At 46.5% G+C, this 16,210-nt stretch carries 13 protein-coding genes, 1 other RNA gene and 1 pseudogene; 10 read left to right on the top strand and 5 right to left on the bottom strand.

From position 1 onward, the window contains the following. The first annotated feature begins 116 nt into the window (after positions 1-116). Genes QZZ54_RS15605 through QZZ54_RS15595 form a run of 3 tightly spaced genes read left to right on the top strand, consistent with a single transcriptional unit; the run spans position 117 to position 1,796 of the window. Positions 117-524: a PilZ domain-containing protein gene (locus tag QZZ54_RS15605; RefSeq protein ID WP_290703892.1), complete on the top strand. Its 408-nt coding sequence runs from the start codon at positions 117-119 to the stop codon at positions 522-524. Next, positions 511-834, top strand: coding sequence for a hypothetical protein (locus QZZ54_RS15600; RefSeq protein WP_290703889.1), 324 nt, complete (start codon positions 511-513; stop codon positions 832-834). Before QZZ54_RS15605 ends, QZZ54_RS15600 begins: the two co-directional genes overlap by 14 nt. Next, entirely contained in the window at positions 831-1,796 is a 966-nt protein-coding gene (locus tag QZZ54_RS15595; RefSeq protein ID WP_290703886.1) for an AAA family ATPase, read from the top strand. The genes QZZ54_RS15600 and QZZ54_RS15595 overlap by 4 nt, the downstream gene beginning before the upstream one ends. Before the next feature lie 88 nt (positions 1,797-1,884). Here the strand turns inward: QZZ54_RS15595 and QZZ54_RS15590 are convergent, their stop codons facing one another. Both QZZ54_RS15590 and QZZ54_RS15585 read right to left on the bottom strand, forming a co-directional pair. Beyond that, complete coding sequence (locus QZZ54_RS15590) at positions 1,885-2,637, bottom strand: NAD(P)-binding domain-containing protein (RefSeq protein ID WP_290703883.1); 753 nt, start codon at positions 2,635-2,637, stop codon at positions 1,885-1,887. A gap of 211 nt (positions 2,638-2,848) precedes the next feature. Then, the gene (locus tag QZZ54_RS15585; protein ID WP_290703880.1) at positions 2,849-3,637 is read right to left on the bottom strand and encodes an enoyl-CoA hydratase/isomerase family protein; all 789 of its coding nucleotides are present in this window, start codon (positions 3,635-3,637) and stop codon (positions 2,849-2,851) included. Positions 3,638-4,344: 707 nt separating this feature from the next. On the opposite strand from QZZ54_RS15585, the gene QZZ54_RS15580 reads away from it, so the two are divergent. The 3 genes from QZZ54_RS15580 (at position 4,345) to QZZ54_RS15570 (ending at position 8,482) form a co-directional block, all read left to right on the top strand. Further along, on the top strand, positions 4,345-5,322 hold the full coding sequence (locus tag QZZ54_RS15580; protein ID WP_290703878.1) for a TAXI family TRAP transporter solute-binding subunit: 978 nt from the start codon (positions 4,345-4,347) through the stop codon (positions 5,320-5,322). A 145-nt stretch (positions 5,323-5,467) separates the two neighbouring features. Continuing rightward, positions 5,468-8,050 carry a TRAP transporter permease gene (locus QZZ54_RS15575; protein WP_290703875.1) on the top strand — a complete coding sequence of 861 codons (2,583 nt, stop codon included), beginning with the start codon at positions 5,468-5,470 and terminating at the stop codon, positions 8,048-8,050. A gap of 6 nt (positions 8,051-8,056) precedes the next feature. Next, a complete protein-coding gene (locus QZZ54_RS15570; protein ID WP_290703872.1) occupies positions 8,057-8,482 on the top strand; it encodes a universal stress protein in 426 nt (141 codons plus the stop codon). 54 nt (positions 8,483-8,536) lie between these two features. Here QZZ54_RS15570 and QZZ54_RS15565 read toward each other — a convergent pair whose 3' ends face one another. Next, positions 8,537-9,430 (bottom strand): MurR/RpiR family transcriptional regulator, encoded by an 894-nt coding sequence (locus tag QZZ54_RS15565; protein ID WP_290703870.1) that lies wholly within the window; start codon positions 9,428-9,430, stop codon positions 8,537-8,539. A gap of 288 nt (positions 9,431-9,718) precedes the next feature. Between QZZ54_RS15565 and QZZ54_RS15560 the strand changes: the two genes are divergently transcribed. The 3 genes from QZZ54_RS15560 (at position 9,719) to QZZ54_RS15550 (ending at position 13,545) form a co-directional block, all read left to right on the top strand. Further along, entirely contained in the window at positions 9,719-10,513 is a 795-nt protein-coding gene (locus QZZ54_RS15560) for an enoyl-CoA hydratase-related protein (protein ID WP_290703867.1), read from the top strand. 2 nt (positions 10,514-10,515) lie between these two features. Then, positions 10,516-12,651 carry an acetate--CoA ligase family protein gene (locus QZZ54_RS15555; RefSeq protein ID WP_290703864.1) on the top strand — a complete coding sequence of 712 codons (2,136 nt, stop codon included), beginning with the start codon at positions 10,516-10,518 and terminating at the stop codon, positions 12,649-12,651. Positions 12,652-12,981: 330 nt separating this feature from the next. Further along, positions 12,982-13,545, top strand: coding sequence for a flavin reductase family protein (locus QZZ54_RS15550; protein WP_290703861.1), 564 nt, complete (start codon positions 12,982-12,984; stop codon positions 13,543-13,545). 201 nt (positions 13,546-13,746) lie between these two features. Here the strand turns inward: QZZ54_RS15550 and QZZ54_RS15545 are convergent. Beyond that, positions 13,747-13,875: non-coding RNA, RtT sRNA (locus QZZ54_RS15545), on the bottom strand. Between the two features lie 542 nt (positions 13,876-14,417). Between QZZ54_RS15545 and QZZ54_RS15540 the strand changes: the two are divergent. Continuing rightward, a pseudogene (locus tag QZZ54_RS15540) lies at positions 14,418-14,792 on the top strand (IS3 family transposase); the annotation flags it as partial. Positions 14,793-14,979: 187 nt separating this feature from the next. Here QZZ54_RS15540 and QZZ54_RS15535 read toward each other — a convergent pair. After that, complete coding sequence (locus QZZ54_RS15535) at positions 14,980-16,101, bottom strand: DcaP family trimeric outer membrane transporter (RefSeq protein ID WP_290703858.1); 1,122 nt, start codon at positions 16,099-16,101, stop codon at positions 14,980-14,982. Positions 16,102-16,210 lie beyond the last annotated feature (109 nt).

Below are 16,210 nucleotides of genomic sequence, written 5' to 3'. Positions count from 1 at the left end.
CAAGGTTGAAAATATCCAATGGCATACGATCATTTTTCTTTGCCAAAAAATGGTGAAACAGCCTGTTTTACTCCATCATGAAGGGTAAGCGAAGCAATGCTCAATGAGGCTGGTACATGGAAATAATTAGTGATGACTCCATAGAACTCGAGGAGATCCCTAGTGACTCAGAGTCGGAGCAAGTAACCCGTAAGTCATACCGGTTGCCAGTTAAACACAAAAAGCAGTTCTTTCTAAAGATAGATGAGCGCTGTTTTCCATTAGTTGATATCAGTGATAGCGGTATTTGTATCGAAGTACAAGCCGATACTGAGTTCCCCCAAGACGCAATTCTTAAAGGCTGTGAGCTTATCTTAGGTGATAGGAGTTTTGATAATCTTGAGGGTGAAATCGTTCACATGTCGGTCGATGGCGATGGAAACTGGATCAGCGGGATAAAGTGGACTTTAATCGATCAGCAGATTCACCCGGATTTAGAAGAGATGTTAGCTCATCTTCGGAGAGAGTTTTTTGAAAATGTCTAATAGCGAAAACATAGACCTCATGAGTTTATTGTTGAGTGAAGAGGTCACCGACAACATAGAAGAGTTACAACAACTCAACGACATCATTTTCTGTGATACAGAAAATCTGCCTATGAATGGTACTGAGCAAAATAAGGGAAAGCTCATATGGCAAACTGACAATGACAAATTTGCGATTCATGTATGGAAAATCAAAGGAAAAGTCAGTTTAAAATTTATCCCTAAACCTCATTCTGACTGCTCTGTAGAAAGATTAGCAAAGGTTGCTTTAAAAGCGATTCTGGAAGATCTAGAGAAGGCTAAACCATGACTATTATTGTTTGCCCAAAATGCTCCAAAAAACATCGAGCAGATACCAGCCGGATAGTAGCCAAGAAAAAATTTCTCGTGCGCTGTAAAGCCTGTGAGCATAAATTTGTAGTAAACCTTGATAATGGCGAGGCGGCTCAGCCGGTTACGCCTCCTCAGCCAGAAGTGCAGACTCCCTCTGTAGTCCAGACAAGCGGTACTAAAACCCCGCGTAAGATCTGCGTCACTCTCAGCAAAGGAGGTGTCGGTAAAACAACAACGGCGGTGAACCTAAGCGCCGGGCTGGCGATGTCAGGCTTCAAAGTCCTACTTATCGATACTGACACACAGGGTCAGTCCTCTTTTCTCTTAGGAAAAAGACCCGCTGCCGGTCTGACAGAGTTACTGACCGGAGAGCTTCCTCCGAGAGAAACTATCACTCAAGCAAGACCAAATCTTGACCTGCTAAGTGGAGGTCGTTCGCTCGCTGGCGCTAAACGAATTATTGATAAGAAAAGTTTTGGCTCTGAATGGACCTTGTCTGAAGCGCTGGAGAAGGTCGATAAAGATTATGACTTTGTCATTATAGATACCTCACCAGGCTGGGACCAGCTAACCGTGAATGTTCTCTTCTATGCTGATGAGATACTGACGCCTGTTTCATTAGAGGTTTTATCGCTTCATGGCCTTGCTGAGTTCACTAAGAATCTGCACGCCATCAAGAAGTATAAAGAGATAGATCTTAAATATGTTCTACCCACATTTATGGATACCCGGGTTGAACAACCTAAAGATATCTACAGAAAACTGCAGGGTATTTATGGTGATAAAGTCTGTACGCCAATTCGTTACGACGAAGAACTGAGCAAGATTCCATCCCATGGCAAAACCATCTTTGAGTTTCGTCCTGATGGAGATGCCGCTGCAGACTACGGCGCTTTAGTCAGAAGAATAGCCGGGAACAGAAACTTGTTACTAGGCTAATAATAAGTCTTGGGAACATCCCGAGCTAAGTAACACGATGCACAAAGTGCCAGTCCCCCCGAAGGGATCACCTATTCGCTTGGCTTAATTATTTTATAGATTCCATTGCATCTATCCAACTCTGGATGCCATTACCAGACTCAATCTGCTGAATTCCTTTTTGGGTAAAGGTTCCTTCGGTAGCAATGGAGTCACCGATCTCTTTATAACTTAGTTTCGGATTTGCTTCAGCAAATGTGATGGCGCTGCCGATGGAATGAGCGACCATCTGCCGGGCGGTGGTTGGGTCCATACCTTGTTCAGCACTCCAATCAATTAAAGCTTGAATCAAAAAGTAGCTCCAGCCGTGTAAACAGGCATGAGCCAGTGCTGTATCAAATAGCTCTTCAGATGACAGGGTTACAACCTGGCCAAGCGGGGCAAATAACCCCTCAGCGATTGGATTGCTTGGAAAGAGCGGAATCGGTCCTGCATTCACCTCTGCGCTAGTAGATGGGAGTGCGCGTACCAGTTCGGTCTGTCGTAATTCCGGATGCTGCCTAAGCTGTTTCAGGCTGACCCCTGCGATAACTGATATAACTGTCTGCCCGGGCCTAAAGTTGATAGTTTGGAGTAATTCGTCAAGGTGAGCTGGACGAACTGCCAGTAAAATAATATCGCACTGATCTACCAACAGCTGGTTGCTATCGACAATGCTACAGCCACACTCTGAAGCCAGTTGGCGAGCCATTTCCCGGCCTCTGGAAGAGAGCATTATAGGCCGCTGGTCGCCACCATTTCGCAATCCTTTAACACAATAGCCTGCCAGATGGCCGACACCAAGGATACCCAAGTTTGTCATTTATACTCCTTACTGAAACACAAACATCGCAATCATATATGATCGCGGTATTAAGCTAGAACGATGACACTATATCGATCGTGATGTAAGTACTACTGATATACGCAGCAATGCTAAAGGCTATCGGATTCTACCCCATTCCCCTTTTGACAAAGGCAAGAGGATGTTCATCATATGACTCGTTACTGTGCTGATCAGATTGTTTACCAAGTTAACCTTTATACTCTGGTGGACGATTTTCTAGATAAGCGGCAACGCCCTCTAAGCCATCCTCTGAACGCCCCATCTTAGCAATGAGACGTGTCTCCAGATCCATCTGAGTTTCCAGGCCATTGAGATAGGTCTGATTCAACAGTTCCTTAATAGCGCCGTAGGCATTGGTTGGCCCTTTAGCAAGACCCGCTGCCAGCGACTGGGCTTCATCCAAGACACTCTCAGGCGCAACCAGTTTATTCACCATCCCCCAGTCTAATGCCTCTTGGGCAGAGAGTAATCGATTAGTAATCATCAGCTCCTGAGTCTTACGTAAACCGATAAGACGAGGTAGAAAGTGACTGGCACTGCCATCCGGTGACAGGCCAATACCTGTATAAGCCATTGTGAACTTAGCCTTTTCAGAAGCCACTACGTAATCGCCAATCATCGACAGACTCAGGCCAGCTCCCGCTGCAGTGCCATTAACCGCCACAATCACAGGCGCTCTCATATGCCGAAAGCGGGCAATAGCAGAGTGTAGATAGCCGGTAAGCTCGGTAAGCATTTCACCGATATTGTCACGTGATTCGGCTAAACTATTTACATCGCCGCCGCCACAGAAAAACCGCCCCTGTCCGGTGATAATGACCACCCGAACCGCCTCTGAACTCTCACATAGAATAGCGGCATTTAGCAGCTCCTTTGCAAGAGGGATATTGATACCATTGGCATCATCCGGGCGATTAAGGGTAACAGTCGCCACACCATCACTGATCTCGAATTTTATATTTTCATAAACAGTCATCGTGACTCCTGATCTCTATAAAAATGCACAAACATTCTGAGCAGTTGGCCAAAAAAGCAGAACAGCCAAGTTATCAAAGTTTAAAGAACAATGCAGTGCTTGCGCTTGAGTATTTCACTCGCATCCATTTAACATTTTTGTAGAAACCTGGCTAAGAAAAATACGATTAAGGTACCGTCAAGTTAACTTCAGCAACAAAATCATCTTCAAGCGAACAGCCTTAAGCCGTAGCTTCTCTTCATTCATTAAACCCACCGCCCCTGATATTCCAATTGTTCGATGCTGCCCCCCCCTACCAAGATTTAAAAAGTTATAAACAACCCCATGAACACTCAGAAATCTCTGAGTCTGGCACTGGTTTTACCCCCATTTTTCGGACACCTAGTTAAGAGTAGACAATCTACTTTAACGAGGTATCTACATGCCCAATTTACGAGGCAAAAATTCCGCAGAGTAGAAGCGTGAAGCTGTGTCTCTAACTAAAATATTTGTACTCATAAAAATGTCTACAAAGAAAAATAAAACAAATTAATTAAATTTCTAACAGATTGATACATATGTATTGCTCATAATGTACTACGCTAAAATAGACTCTATGTAGTTTGTAGAAGCGAACCACTTACCTCTGTTTTAAGCCGTTCAGGATAGGCACGTAGCTTCAGCACTATTAGAAAAACAATAAAACCTAAAAATAATAGGTGTTTCAAATGAATAAATCGATCAAGGCGGTGACGCTTGCGTGCTCTATTACTCTTGGCCTAACGGCTCCGGTTATCACTCAAGCAGCTGACCAGCAATTTATAACCATCGGTACAGGTGGGGTTACAGGTGTTTACTATCCAACTGGTGGTGCAATCTGTCGCCTTGTTAATAAGAGCCGCAAAGAACACGGGGTTCGTTGCTCAACTGAAAGTACCGGTGGATCAGTGTACAACTTAAACACTATTCGAGCAGGTGAACTGGATATGGGGGTTGCTCAGTCCGATTGGCAGTTCCACGCTTATAACGGTACTAGTAAGTTTACAGATGCTGGCGCTAATAAAAAATTACGTGCAGTTTTCTCCATACACCCTGAGCCTTTCACTGTCGTTGCCCGTGGAGACAGTGGCATCAAAAGCTTTGAAGATATCAAAGGAAAAAGAGTAAACATCGGTAACCCTGGCTCCGGTCAGCGCGGCACCATGGAAGTCCTAATGGGCGCTCTTGGCTGGACGAATGCAGACTTTTCTCTGGCATCTGAATTGAAAGCGTCTGAGCAGGCCAGTGCACTGTGTGATAATAAAATTGATGTCATGATCTACACTGTGGGCCACCCTAGCGGCGCTATCAAGGAAGCAACCACCTCTTGCGATAGTACGCTCGTTAACGTAACTGGCTCTGTCGTCGATGCACTTGTTGCTGATAACAGCTACTACCGTACCGCCACTATCCCGGGTGGTATGTACCGTGGAAATGACGCTGACACTCAAACCTTTGGTGTCGGTGCAACTTTTGTCACATCAACTGATGTTCCTGACAATGTTATCTATGCCGTCGTTAAGGCTGTATTTGAGAACTTCGACTCATTCCGCAAACTACACCCTGCTTTCTCTAATCTTAAGAAAGAAGAGATGATCAAAGATGGTTTGTCCGCTCCGCTGCACCCCGGTGCTGCTAAATACTACAAAGAAGCCGGTCTGATGTAAGCCAGGCGCTTACATCAACTGCATTTAGGGCCACTGTTAGGTTTGTTTGATTACCGACACTCCTGTTGAAACAGTCGGCCCTTCTTCTAATAGGAAACAACTGAGATCACCGTTGTACTTTCCATCACTGCAGTGGAGATATATTTTGTCAGATAGAAATATTCAGACCGATAGCAACTCGCCGCAGTCGTCCGCTGAGGATATTGTTGCTCAAGTAGATAGCGGTGCCCGGGTTCCCCAAGGGGCTGCTAAAACCCTACTTTGGGCAGCCGCCCTTTTCTGGGCTTTGTTTCAGCTATGGTATGCCTCTCCGCTGCCCTTTGTTTTTAACTTTGGCGTGATCAATGACACTCAGGCTCGCGCTATTCACTTGAGCTTTGCCATCTTCCTGGCCTATACCGCTTATCCTGCCCTATCACGATCGCCAAGGGACTCTATACCGATTCAGGACTGGATTTTCGCCCTACTCGGTGCTTTTAGCGCCTCATACCTGGTTATTTTTCATACTGAACTAGCAAACAGGGCCGGTGCACCCACGACGGGCGACTTAATCTTTGCCGTCACCGGTATGGTGCTCCTTCTCGAAGCAACCCGTAGAGCATTGGGGCCACCACTCATGGTGGTCGCCATTGTATTTCTGGCGTATACCTTTGGCGGTCCATATATGCCCGATGTAATCGCCCATAAAGGGGCTAGTCTGAACAAAACCATGTCCCATCAGTGGCTCACGACTGAAGGGGTATTTGGTGTTGCTCTGGGCGTATCCACCAGCTTCGTATTTCTGTTTGTGCTGTTTGGTGCCTTACTGGAAAAAGCCGGTGCCGGAAACTACTTCACTAAAGTATCTTTCTCCCTCTTGGGGCATATGCGCGGGGGGCCGGCAAAAGCAGCCGTTGTATCCTCTGGGCTTAGTGGGCTTATTTCAGGGTCATCCATTGCCAACGTTGTAACAACAGGCACCTTTACCATCCCTCTGATGAAACGGGTGGGATTTCCCGCTAGCAAGGCTGGCGCGGTAGAAGTAGCGGCATCCACTAACGGTCAGTTAACACCACCGATCATGGGAGCCGCCGCCTTTCTTATGGTTGAGTATGTGGGCATCCCTTATATCGATGTCATACGCCACGCAATCTTACCCGCCCTAATCTCATATATTGCATTGATCTATATTGTACATTTGGAAGCGATGAAAGCGGGCATGATGGGACTACCACGTCGCTATAAGCCCACATTGGCACAAGGCCTATTAACCTGGACAGGGATTATTTTAGGGGTCTGCATACTATCAATGGCCGTCTATTACGGTGTCGGCTGGACTAAGGACTCACTAGGCGTCTGGGCCAGCCCCGTACTGGCTGTTGTTATTCTGGCTGCTTATCTAGGCTTACTTAAATTCTGTTCAGGCTACCCTGAACTCGAGCTGGACGACCCCGACTCCCCGGTGCTAGAACTACCTGAACCTGGGCCTACAGTAAAATCCGGTCTCTATTTCTTGTTGCCAGTGGTCGTGCTGGTTTGGTGTCTGACCGTTGAACGGCTTTCCCCTGGGCTTTCTGCTTTTTGGGCAACTGTGTTTATGATATTCATCGTCCTGACCCATAGACCCATTAAGGCTTATTTTCGGGGCCATACTCAGCTAAGTTTAAGCATCAAAGAGGGGATAGAAGATCTGTTTGAGGGTTTGGTAACCGGCTCCAGAAACATGATAGGCATTGGCGTCGCCACAGCGGCTGCAGGCATTATCGTAGGCACGGTCACCCTGACGGGCATCGGCTTGGTAATGACTGAGTTTGTAGAATTCATATCCGGCGGGAACATCATGCTGATGCTTATCTTTACGGCAATCATCAGCCTGATTCTGGGTATGGGGTTACCCACCACGGCCAATTACATTGTTGTATCGACTTTAATGGCACCCGTCATCGTTACACTGGGGGCACAGAGCGGTCTTATTGTTCCACTGATTGCAGTCCACCTGTTTGTGTTCTACTTCGGCATCCTGGCGGATGATACCCCTCCCGTGGGGTTAGCCGCCTTTGCTGCGGCGGCCATCGCCCGAAGTGATCCAATCAAGACGGGTATTCAAGGATTTACCTACGATATCCGGACGGCCATTCTGCCCTTTATGTTTATTTTCAACACCGAGTTGTTGTTGATAGATATACAGGGAATTTTTCACCTGCTAATCGTCATTGTAAGCTCAGTAATCGCAATCCTGGTTTTTGCGGCGGCAACTCAGGGGTTCTGGCTTGTAAGAACCCGCTGGTATGAAACCCTCATGCTGCTGTTGATCGCCTTCTCCATGTTCAGGCCTGGTTTTTGGTGGGATGAGGTATACCCTCCGATAGAAAATATTGCCCCTACTGAGATGATAGCTGTTGTTGAGGGCCTGCAGCCTGATGAAAAATTACGCCTATCGGTCAGCGGTGAAACGATTGATGGCGATTTTGTGAGCAAGGTCATCGAACTACCTTTTCCAGATTCAGATAACACCAGCGGCCGCGTGGAAGCGGCAGGCCTGTTCCTAAGGGATGACAATGGCAGAGTCGTGGTCGATCAGGTAGGTTTCGGCAGTAATGCAGAAGCTGCAGGTATCGACTTTGATTGGGAAATTACGGGGATTGAAGTTAAAACTGACCGTCCCCCTAAACAACTGATTTACATTCCGACGCTGGCCCTGCTGTTTCTGCTGGGTTGGCTACAGGTTCGCCGCCGCGAGCAAGGATAGGTCTCTATGTATAATAAAATATTGGTCGCTCTAGACCTTCAGGACACCCCCGGCAGCGAAGCCACCCTGCAATCGCTTAACGAATATATAACGCCAGGCATGGAGGTTGAATTACTGTCGGTGGTACCGGACATCCAGATGCCATTAGTGGCATCCTACCTCCCGGAAAATATTATGCAGGAGGCACTCGATGCTATGCGGGCTGAACTCACCCAGCTTGCTGACACTAACCTTCCAAAAGAGCTTGATGTCTCCATATGGGTGACAGCAGGCAAAGCCCCAAAGCGAATTATCGCTCGGGCAAAAGAAATAGATGCTGACCTGATACTGATCCGTGCAGCGAAGCATGGCCGAATGGAAAATATGATGATGGGATCAGTCACTGCCAAAGTTGTTCAGGCGGCAGAGTGTTCGGTATTGGTGACCCGTTAAGACTCTCTCACGCACTAAAGTTCCGGTTTCTTTGCCATTTTTGTAGTGCTTGTATCAGTCTTCGTAATACCCCCCCAGCCGATGAAGAGTCTCTTCAAAACGGTTAATATTACTGACCATCTCTTTACTCCCGATGGAGACACACTCTGCTAATAGAGCTTCCGCAAGAGTAATTGACGATGTCAGTGATGGAAAGAAATGTGGGGTGTCGTTTTTCAAACTGAAAACAATGTCTGACCCTAAGGCAATAGGTGACCGTAAACTGTCAGTAATCGCAATAATCTTAGCACCGGCATCTCTGGCGACTCTGATCGCCTGCACTGTTTCTGTGGTATAGGGCTCGAAGCAGAATGCGACAACGACATCATCTGCGCAAATCTCACCCAGCTCACTCAGCAAAGTTCCCTGATAACCCCTGATCAACTGAATATGGGGGAAAGCGATATTGCCCACATAGCTGAAATGATAAGCACAAGTAAAAGTATCCCGAAATCCTAATGCAAAGACCTTCCGGGCATCGATTACCAGATGAGCGGCATCCTGCAGCTTATTGTGAATATCATCCTGAAATAGCTGCTCCAGATTTTTAAAGGCTGAATCAGCAAACTCCACAAAGACCTGATTATCTGCATTATTATTACTCGCCCTCTCCTGCAGATACTGCACACGATCACTGAAATAGGACCCTGGTTGACGAGCATTAACAGCCTCCTTAAAGAGTTGTCTAAAGCTGTCGTACCGGTCAAACCCTGCTGATTTTGCCAAACGGGTCAGTGTTGATGGCGTCACACCTGCCTCTACAGCGCTCTTACGAATAGATAACAGTGCCACATTAACCGGTTGTTCCAATACATAGTCAGCAGCTTTCTTCAGCTGTGTGGAAAGCGTGGAATATTTCGCAGAGATCTCTTTAAGAACACTGCTGGCATCTGGAATAGGTGAATTCATTTTTTGGATCTCGTTTGACGCTGATACACCTGCCAATAGAAGCTATTACAAAACCTCAACATTCAGGCCTGTTGCTATCTTGTTACACAGGATCGCTATGAGCCAATTTTAACCGAGTAGCACATAATAAAACACTAATGACACATTTGTGTTGCGCGATACATTTGTGTCATCTAATCTTAAATAACGACTCAAACGTTTTCTTATTCAAGTATTGATACATCTGTCTCACAAGCGATATCCGCTCTATTTTGAACGCCCCCTTCAAAAACAAACCGGAGCTTTCCCATGTCACCAACCCGCTATGAAACACTTCTCTATCATCGTAAAAATCGTTATGTGGAAATCCGTTTTAACCGCCCACACCGCCTTAATGCAGTCATTGAACAGTTCTATCGCGAGCTGCTGGCGGCCCTGGCACAGGCAGAAGCTGATACTGATGTTCGGGCCATCTTACTTACCGGTGAAGGTCGCGCTTTTTGCGTCGGTGCCGATATGAAAGAGCATGGTGCAGGCGAGCGTACGCAGTACCAACGTCGCCTGTATCTACAACTGGGAAATGACGTCTGTGAGGCGATTTTCCGATCCACTAAACCGGTCGTTGGTGCTATCAACGGCTACGCGCTGGGTGCCGGAGCTGAGATAGCCTGCTCCTGCGACTTCCTACTGATGGCAGAATCGGCCCAGATCGGCTTCCCTGAAGTCAGCATCGGCACCTGTGTTGGCGGTGGCGTGACCCAGTTTCTGCCACGCATGGTAGGCCTTGCCAAAGCCCGTGAACTAATTTTCCTAGGTAATAAAATTGATGGCAGAGAAGCTGAGCGTATCGGGCTGGTTAGCCGTGCGGTTACCGATGAACAGCTACAGAATGAAGCCGCTACCTTTATCGCTGAACTGGCTAGCAAAGCACCTATCTCAATGCAGCTTGTGAAGAAGCTGCTCAATAACTCCTCCTATAATGATATCGATGCTCAGTTACAGCACGAGCTAGACGGTGTATTCATGTGTACCACCACCCAAGATTGGCAGGAAGGCGTTGATGCCTTTCGCGAAAAACGTTTACCCGAATTTAAGGGGTGCTGAGCATGCCAAGCTTACTGCATAAGATCTTGGCACCGGACTCCATCGCTATTATCGGCGCTTCTGCTGATCCAACCAAACGCGGTTTCAAGGCGATGACCGGCCTGCTGAATGATGGCTATGCCGGTAGCATCTACCCGATCCACCCGAGAGCCTCTGAAATCATGGGGATCAAGGCCTATCCATCGGTTACCGCCCTACCGGCTGCGGCGGATATGGCGCTGATCTGCACCCCCGCAAACACTATCCCTTCCCTGCTGAAACAGTGCGGTGAAAACGGAGTCAAAGGCGCTATTATCCTGGCCAGCGGCTTTGGTGAGGTGGACGAAGACGGCGCTCAACTTGAACAGGAAGTGCTGAGCGCTGCACAACACGCGGGAGTACGCCTGGTCGGCCCAAATACCTCCGGTATGTTTAATCTGCATAAGAAGGTTAACCTGCTGGCTCTGGATAATGTTCAGGCCGGTGACATCGGTATTATCTCTCAGTCCGGCAATATACTCCTGGCACTCGCCCTTGAAGCGGAAAGCAACGGTCATATCGGTTTCAGTACCTATGTTGGCCCGGGTAATCAGATCGATATTGGTTTTGCCGACTATCTACAATATCTCGGTGAAGAAAAGAACACACGAGTCGCCACCTTCTATGTGGAAGGCTTTAAGGACGGTCGCCGCTTCCTCGATGTAGCTCGCGAAACATCTAGATTCAAACCCGTCGTTGTCTATAAATCCGGCAGCACCGAAGCCGGACAGAAAGCCGCCAGCTCCCATACCGGATCTCTGGCTGGCAGCTACCATATGACCGTCGACCTGCTACGCCAGGTAGGAGTTACTGTGGTGGAAAACTCAGATGAGATTCTGCCGGTCGCTGAAGGCCTGGGGTTGCTGCAACAGGCCAAAGGCAAAAAAATAGCCGTACTCGCCGACGGGGGTGGCCAAGCCACTATCGCATCCGATCGTATATCCGAAGCCGGTATGGAACTGGTAGAACTGAGTGATGCTACTCGTGATGCCCTGCGTGATATTTTATTCCCTCAGGCTTCACTGGTTAACCCGATTGATGTTGCAGGCAGTACCGATGCCAATCCAGGCCTTCTGGTTGACTGTATGGAGATCCTGAGTAACGACGATAATGTCGATATAGTGTTTCTGGTAGGCATGTTCGGTGGCTACGGAATCCGCTTTGCCAAAGAGCTACAGCAGGAAGAGCTGAACTGTGCCAACGCTATCGCCAATCTAGCCAGCATGACCGATAAACCATTAGTGATCTACAGCCTATACGCCCATGTTAAGCCTGAGCCGCTGGAACGACTACGCAAAGCAGACCTACCAGTCTACGACTCCATCGAACATGCGGTGAAAATTATGGCCGCACTGAGCGAACGAGGTGAATATCTCCAGCAATGTTCAGGCGTAGAACAAACAATAGCTCTAACGGTTATTCCAGAATGCAGCCAGTTGTTCAGTCAGGCCTGTGATCAAAACCGAGATCTATTTGAATTTGAAGCTAAATCCCTACTGCGAAGCTACGGCGTAGATGTGCCTGTGGAATTGATTATCCGCCAGGATGCCGATATCAAAACTACCGCAGAGACCTTCGGCAATACCCCATTAGCTATGAAAGTCATATCCAAAGATATCCTGCATAAATCTGATGCTGGAGGCGTAAAGCTGGATATTAGGGGCAGCGAAGCGATGCAACAGGCCCGGCTGAATATCCTCGAATCCTGTCGTCAATACAATGCCGAAGCGGAGATCGAAGGCGTATTAGTGACACCAATGGCTCGCAAAGGTATCGAAGTGATCGTAGGTATGAGCCGCGACCCGATCTTTGGTCCGGTACTGATGTTTGGCCTCGGTGGAATCTTCGTTGAGATCCTCAAAGATGTTGCCTTCCGTGCTATTCCCCTTAATCGAAATGACGCCCTTTCCATGATTGATCAGATCAAGGCCCGTAAGATTCTGGAAGGCACCCGGGGTGGAGCGGCGATTGATAAAGAAGCACTAGCGGAACTGCTGCTGAAAGTCTCCGCTATTGTCGATGCCCATCCGGAAATATCCGAACTAGACCTTAACCCTGTTATTGCTTACGACGATGGCTATGCGGTGGTCGATGCTCGTGTCATTGTCGATCAAGGGTAAAGCCAATCATTAGCTTCGTACTTAACGGTATAGCGATCAGCGAAACCCACCACCTCTGAGCAAGGGTCTTCCATAGATCGGACTGTGGCGCATTATCGCTAAAGAAGGAATTCAGATAAATACTGAACTACTTACCAAATAAGAGCCTAAGATAAGATTCCCCACTTGAAGCATAATTATGTATTCTTTACATAAGCACTGATCTGTAACACCAAACCTCATCTATTTACTGTATCTTTGACTACTCAGTCTTCCTGACCAGCCATAAACAGAGATTCTTTCATGGATATTGATTTTTCTGAGTTGTCTGCTAACAAAGCATATTTCACCATGACTCAATCAATTTTACCCCGTCCTGTTGCCTGGGTACTGAGCGAAAACGTCGATGGGGGCCACAACCTTGCGCCGTTTTCTTTTTTTACCGCGGTTTGCAATGACCCTCCCATTCTAATGTTCTCTATAGGTAGCAAGACCAATGGGGCTATGAAAGATACCTATAACAATATAATTTCACGCAAGAATTTTGTTGTTCATTTAGCCCATAGAGAACAAGCACAACAAGTAACTCTGACGTCGCAAGAGTTACCTGCAAACGAATCCGAAGTAGGACACGCGGGGCTGTCACTCGTACCTTTCAATAATAGTTCGCTACCCCGAATCGAGGGAGCACGCATCGCTATGAACTGTGAACTTTACGATGTAAAAGAGATCGGCAATGCACCTCATCATCTAGTGTTTGGTCGAATCAAGAACCTCTATATTGATGACAGTGCGGTTGAACTTGATTCTAAAGGTCGCATGAAGATCGCTGCTGATAAAATCGACCCGATTACACGCTTAGGAGGCTCAGAATATATGACGTTTGGAGATATTATTTCAATTTCCCGTCCCTAATAGACTGCTCTTCCCCCATACAAGATTCAGATTCACCGGAGCCTTTACCTCATTATGCAGTTCCGTCTAGTACATAGCTGATTAGCAACGAGTAAATCGACCAGCTGGAACCCCGAGTATCTTTTGTTGTAAACACCCTCCCCTCAAATTTCAGCCACAAAAAAGCCCGATCGTTAGATCAGGCTCTTTCGTTATAAATGATAGCGGTGAGGGAGGATTATTCGTCATTTCACTCCTCTACCTTCGGGCTGTTGTAGCGGGCTACGACGTTGTCTCGCTTCGCTCGGCTCGAACCACGAGGGAACTCACCCTCCCCCTCAAATTTCAGACACAAAAAAGCCCAGTCGTTAGACCAGGCTCTTTCGTTATAAATGATGGCGGTGAGGGAGGGATTCGAACCCACTTATTTCGTGGCTTTTAATCAATCACTTACCTTCTTCTACAACACCGAATGAGGCACAAAGTGTCAGAGTTAAGTGCACTGTAGACCTATTGTTAAATACCGTCAACAAATTGAAAATTATCTTGAAGCTTAATCAGTCCACTTCATCGCTGGTTAGACCAGTGGTTCGCATTTTATTTCTTACAGTTAAAACTAGTCCGTAATACCCAATCAATATAAGGCTCTTCACGCTTATCCATTATTCTTGATTTATGAAAACTAGTTGGACCAGCTACTAAAATCTTAGGCCCACAACCTGCATTGTTTAGGTTTACTCAGTGAGTGATTAGTTAAGAGCGAGACAACGCCACGAGGTCTTTAGCAAATCTACGAAGAGACTAGGGAACCAGCGAATAAGTACTTATCAGTGCTCTACAGACCGTATAGTTAGGTAGCTACAAAGCTGACAACTGGATTTTTTCGCACCTTTCCTCGTCTGTGTAGCGAGATTGTCTTAGATGCATTATTGATGGCTGTCTGGTGTCGTCGGCCTATGCAAAGGGTACTGATACATTCAGATAAAGGTTCACAGTACAGTAGTGATCCTTGTTTACGTTTTTGTGTGCAGCATAATCTTCAGACTAGCACGAGTCGACGAGGTAACTGCCATGATAATGCTGTAGCTGAAAGATTTTTTCAGCTGCTTAAACGCGAACTCATCAAACGACGGGGTTACTCAACACGCTCAGAAGCACGACAAGACGTTTTCGATTACATTGAAATGTTTTATAACTCAGTTAGGAAACATGGTTACACTAGCAACCTGTCTCCAATCGACATTGAAAAACAGCAGTTAAACAAGTAGTAAAACGTCTACGAAAAGCTGGTCGATTCAACTTCAGTGTATTAAAGTGGCTGTAGGCGACCTGTATAACTATTCATTAATAAAGAGAAGAAGGGGGTTCTCTTCTTAACAAATAAGATATATCAGGAAATATTATTTCCTCTGCACTGATATCAGAGCCAGATCACCTACGGTATTGCATCAACGATTAAAATGCATACTGCACCATGCCTTGTAAACGAAGTGCTTTACCTTCATCATCACCCACAGTACGGCGCTGATGATACCCAGCCTCAACACCAAACGTTAATTTATCAGCCGGAGACCAAATATAATTAACCCAAAGGTTTGCTAACTTATCATTATCACTCGCCGCAAAAGCAGAAGGGTCTAGATCAGCTACAATTTGACTATAAGCCGCATTAATTGCTCCAGGACCAACTTTTAGACTGGCACCGATAGTACCTGTGGATGTTTTAATTGTTTCCAAGCTACTAGTAGTAGTATCAAAGTAGGCTGGGTTTTTCTTAGGGTTACCATCTAAGTAGCCACCAACACCTTTACCATGCGCAATACCCGCGCGAAGCGTCAAAGAATCACTGACCGCTAATGAGGTTTCTAACGCGGCACCCCAACCCAAGGCACTGTCCTCATTGACGTTATCATCAAATTTCAAGTGGCGTAATACACCTGAAACGGAGTATTTTAACGCTTGTGACTTATCAGTATAACGCATTGTAAAATCCGGTAGCTTGGATTGAGCTCCTGCGCCCGAAACCACTCCACCTTTATCACTGGAGTCTTCCAATGCAAATGATGCATTACCCTGCGTATATCGCAATTGGGGTTGACGATGAGCCACTGGACGACCACTAGGCCCTGAAAAATCTACAAGAGGAGTACCTGCTACGAAACCACCGAAGTTTGACCATGTTTGACCGGCTAGAACGTTATTCCACTCACCATACGCATGTCGTAGTCTAAATACGCCACCGCTGCCGTAGAAATCTCCTTCCAATACAGTCTTCAAGTTGCCGCCCTCTACTGGGGAAACAGTTTTTAAACCAATCCTGCTTTGATAGACATGTGTTTGAAAGTGGCCATCCTGACCATCAACGTTATCTAATCTTGCTGCCGCACCAAGACCAGATGAATTTCCAAGTTTACTATCAACGTCATACGTCATATCGAGCTTGACGTAACCATATGCGCTGGCTTCAGTATTACCAACTTTAAAATCCATTGCTTGCGCAGGGACAGAACACAAAAAAGCAATACCTCCAGCCACAATAAAACCTGAACTGTTTTTCTTTATTTTTAGAATATTCATTACTACTCCATCATTCACTTCTTAGAACACACTTAAAAAAAGTGTGAGTTTTATTATCAAATCGAAAACGACCAGATAGTTTTTCAAACAAACAAACAAACAAATAAAT

Source organism: Amphritea sp., from assembly GCF_016744155.1.
Classification (GTDB): Bacteria; Pseudomonadota; Gammaproteobacteria; order Pseudomonadales; family Balneatricaceae; genus Amphritea.
This window is presented reverse-complemented; position numbering and strand designations above follow the sequence as displayed.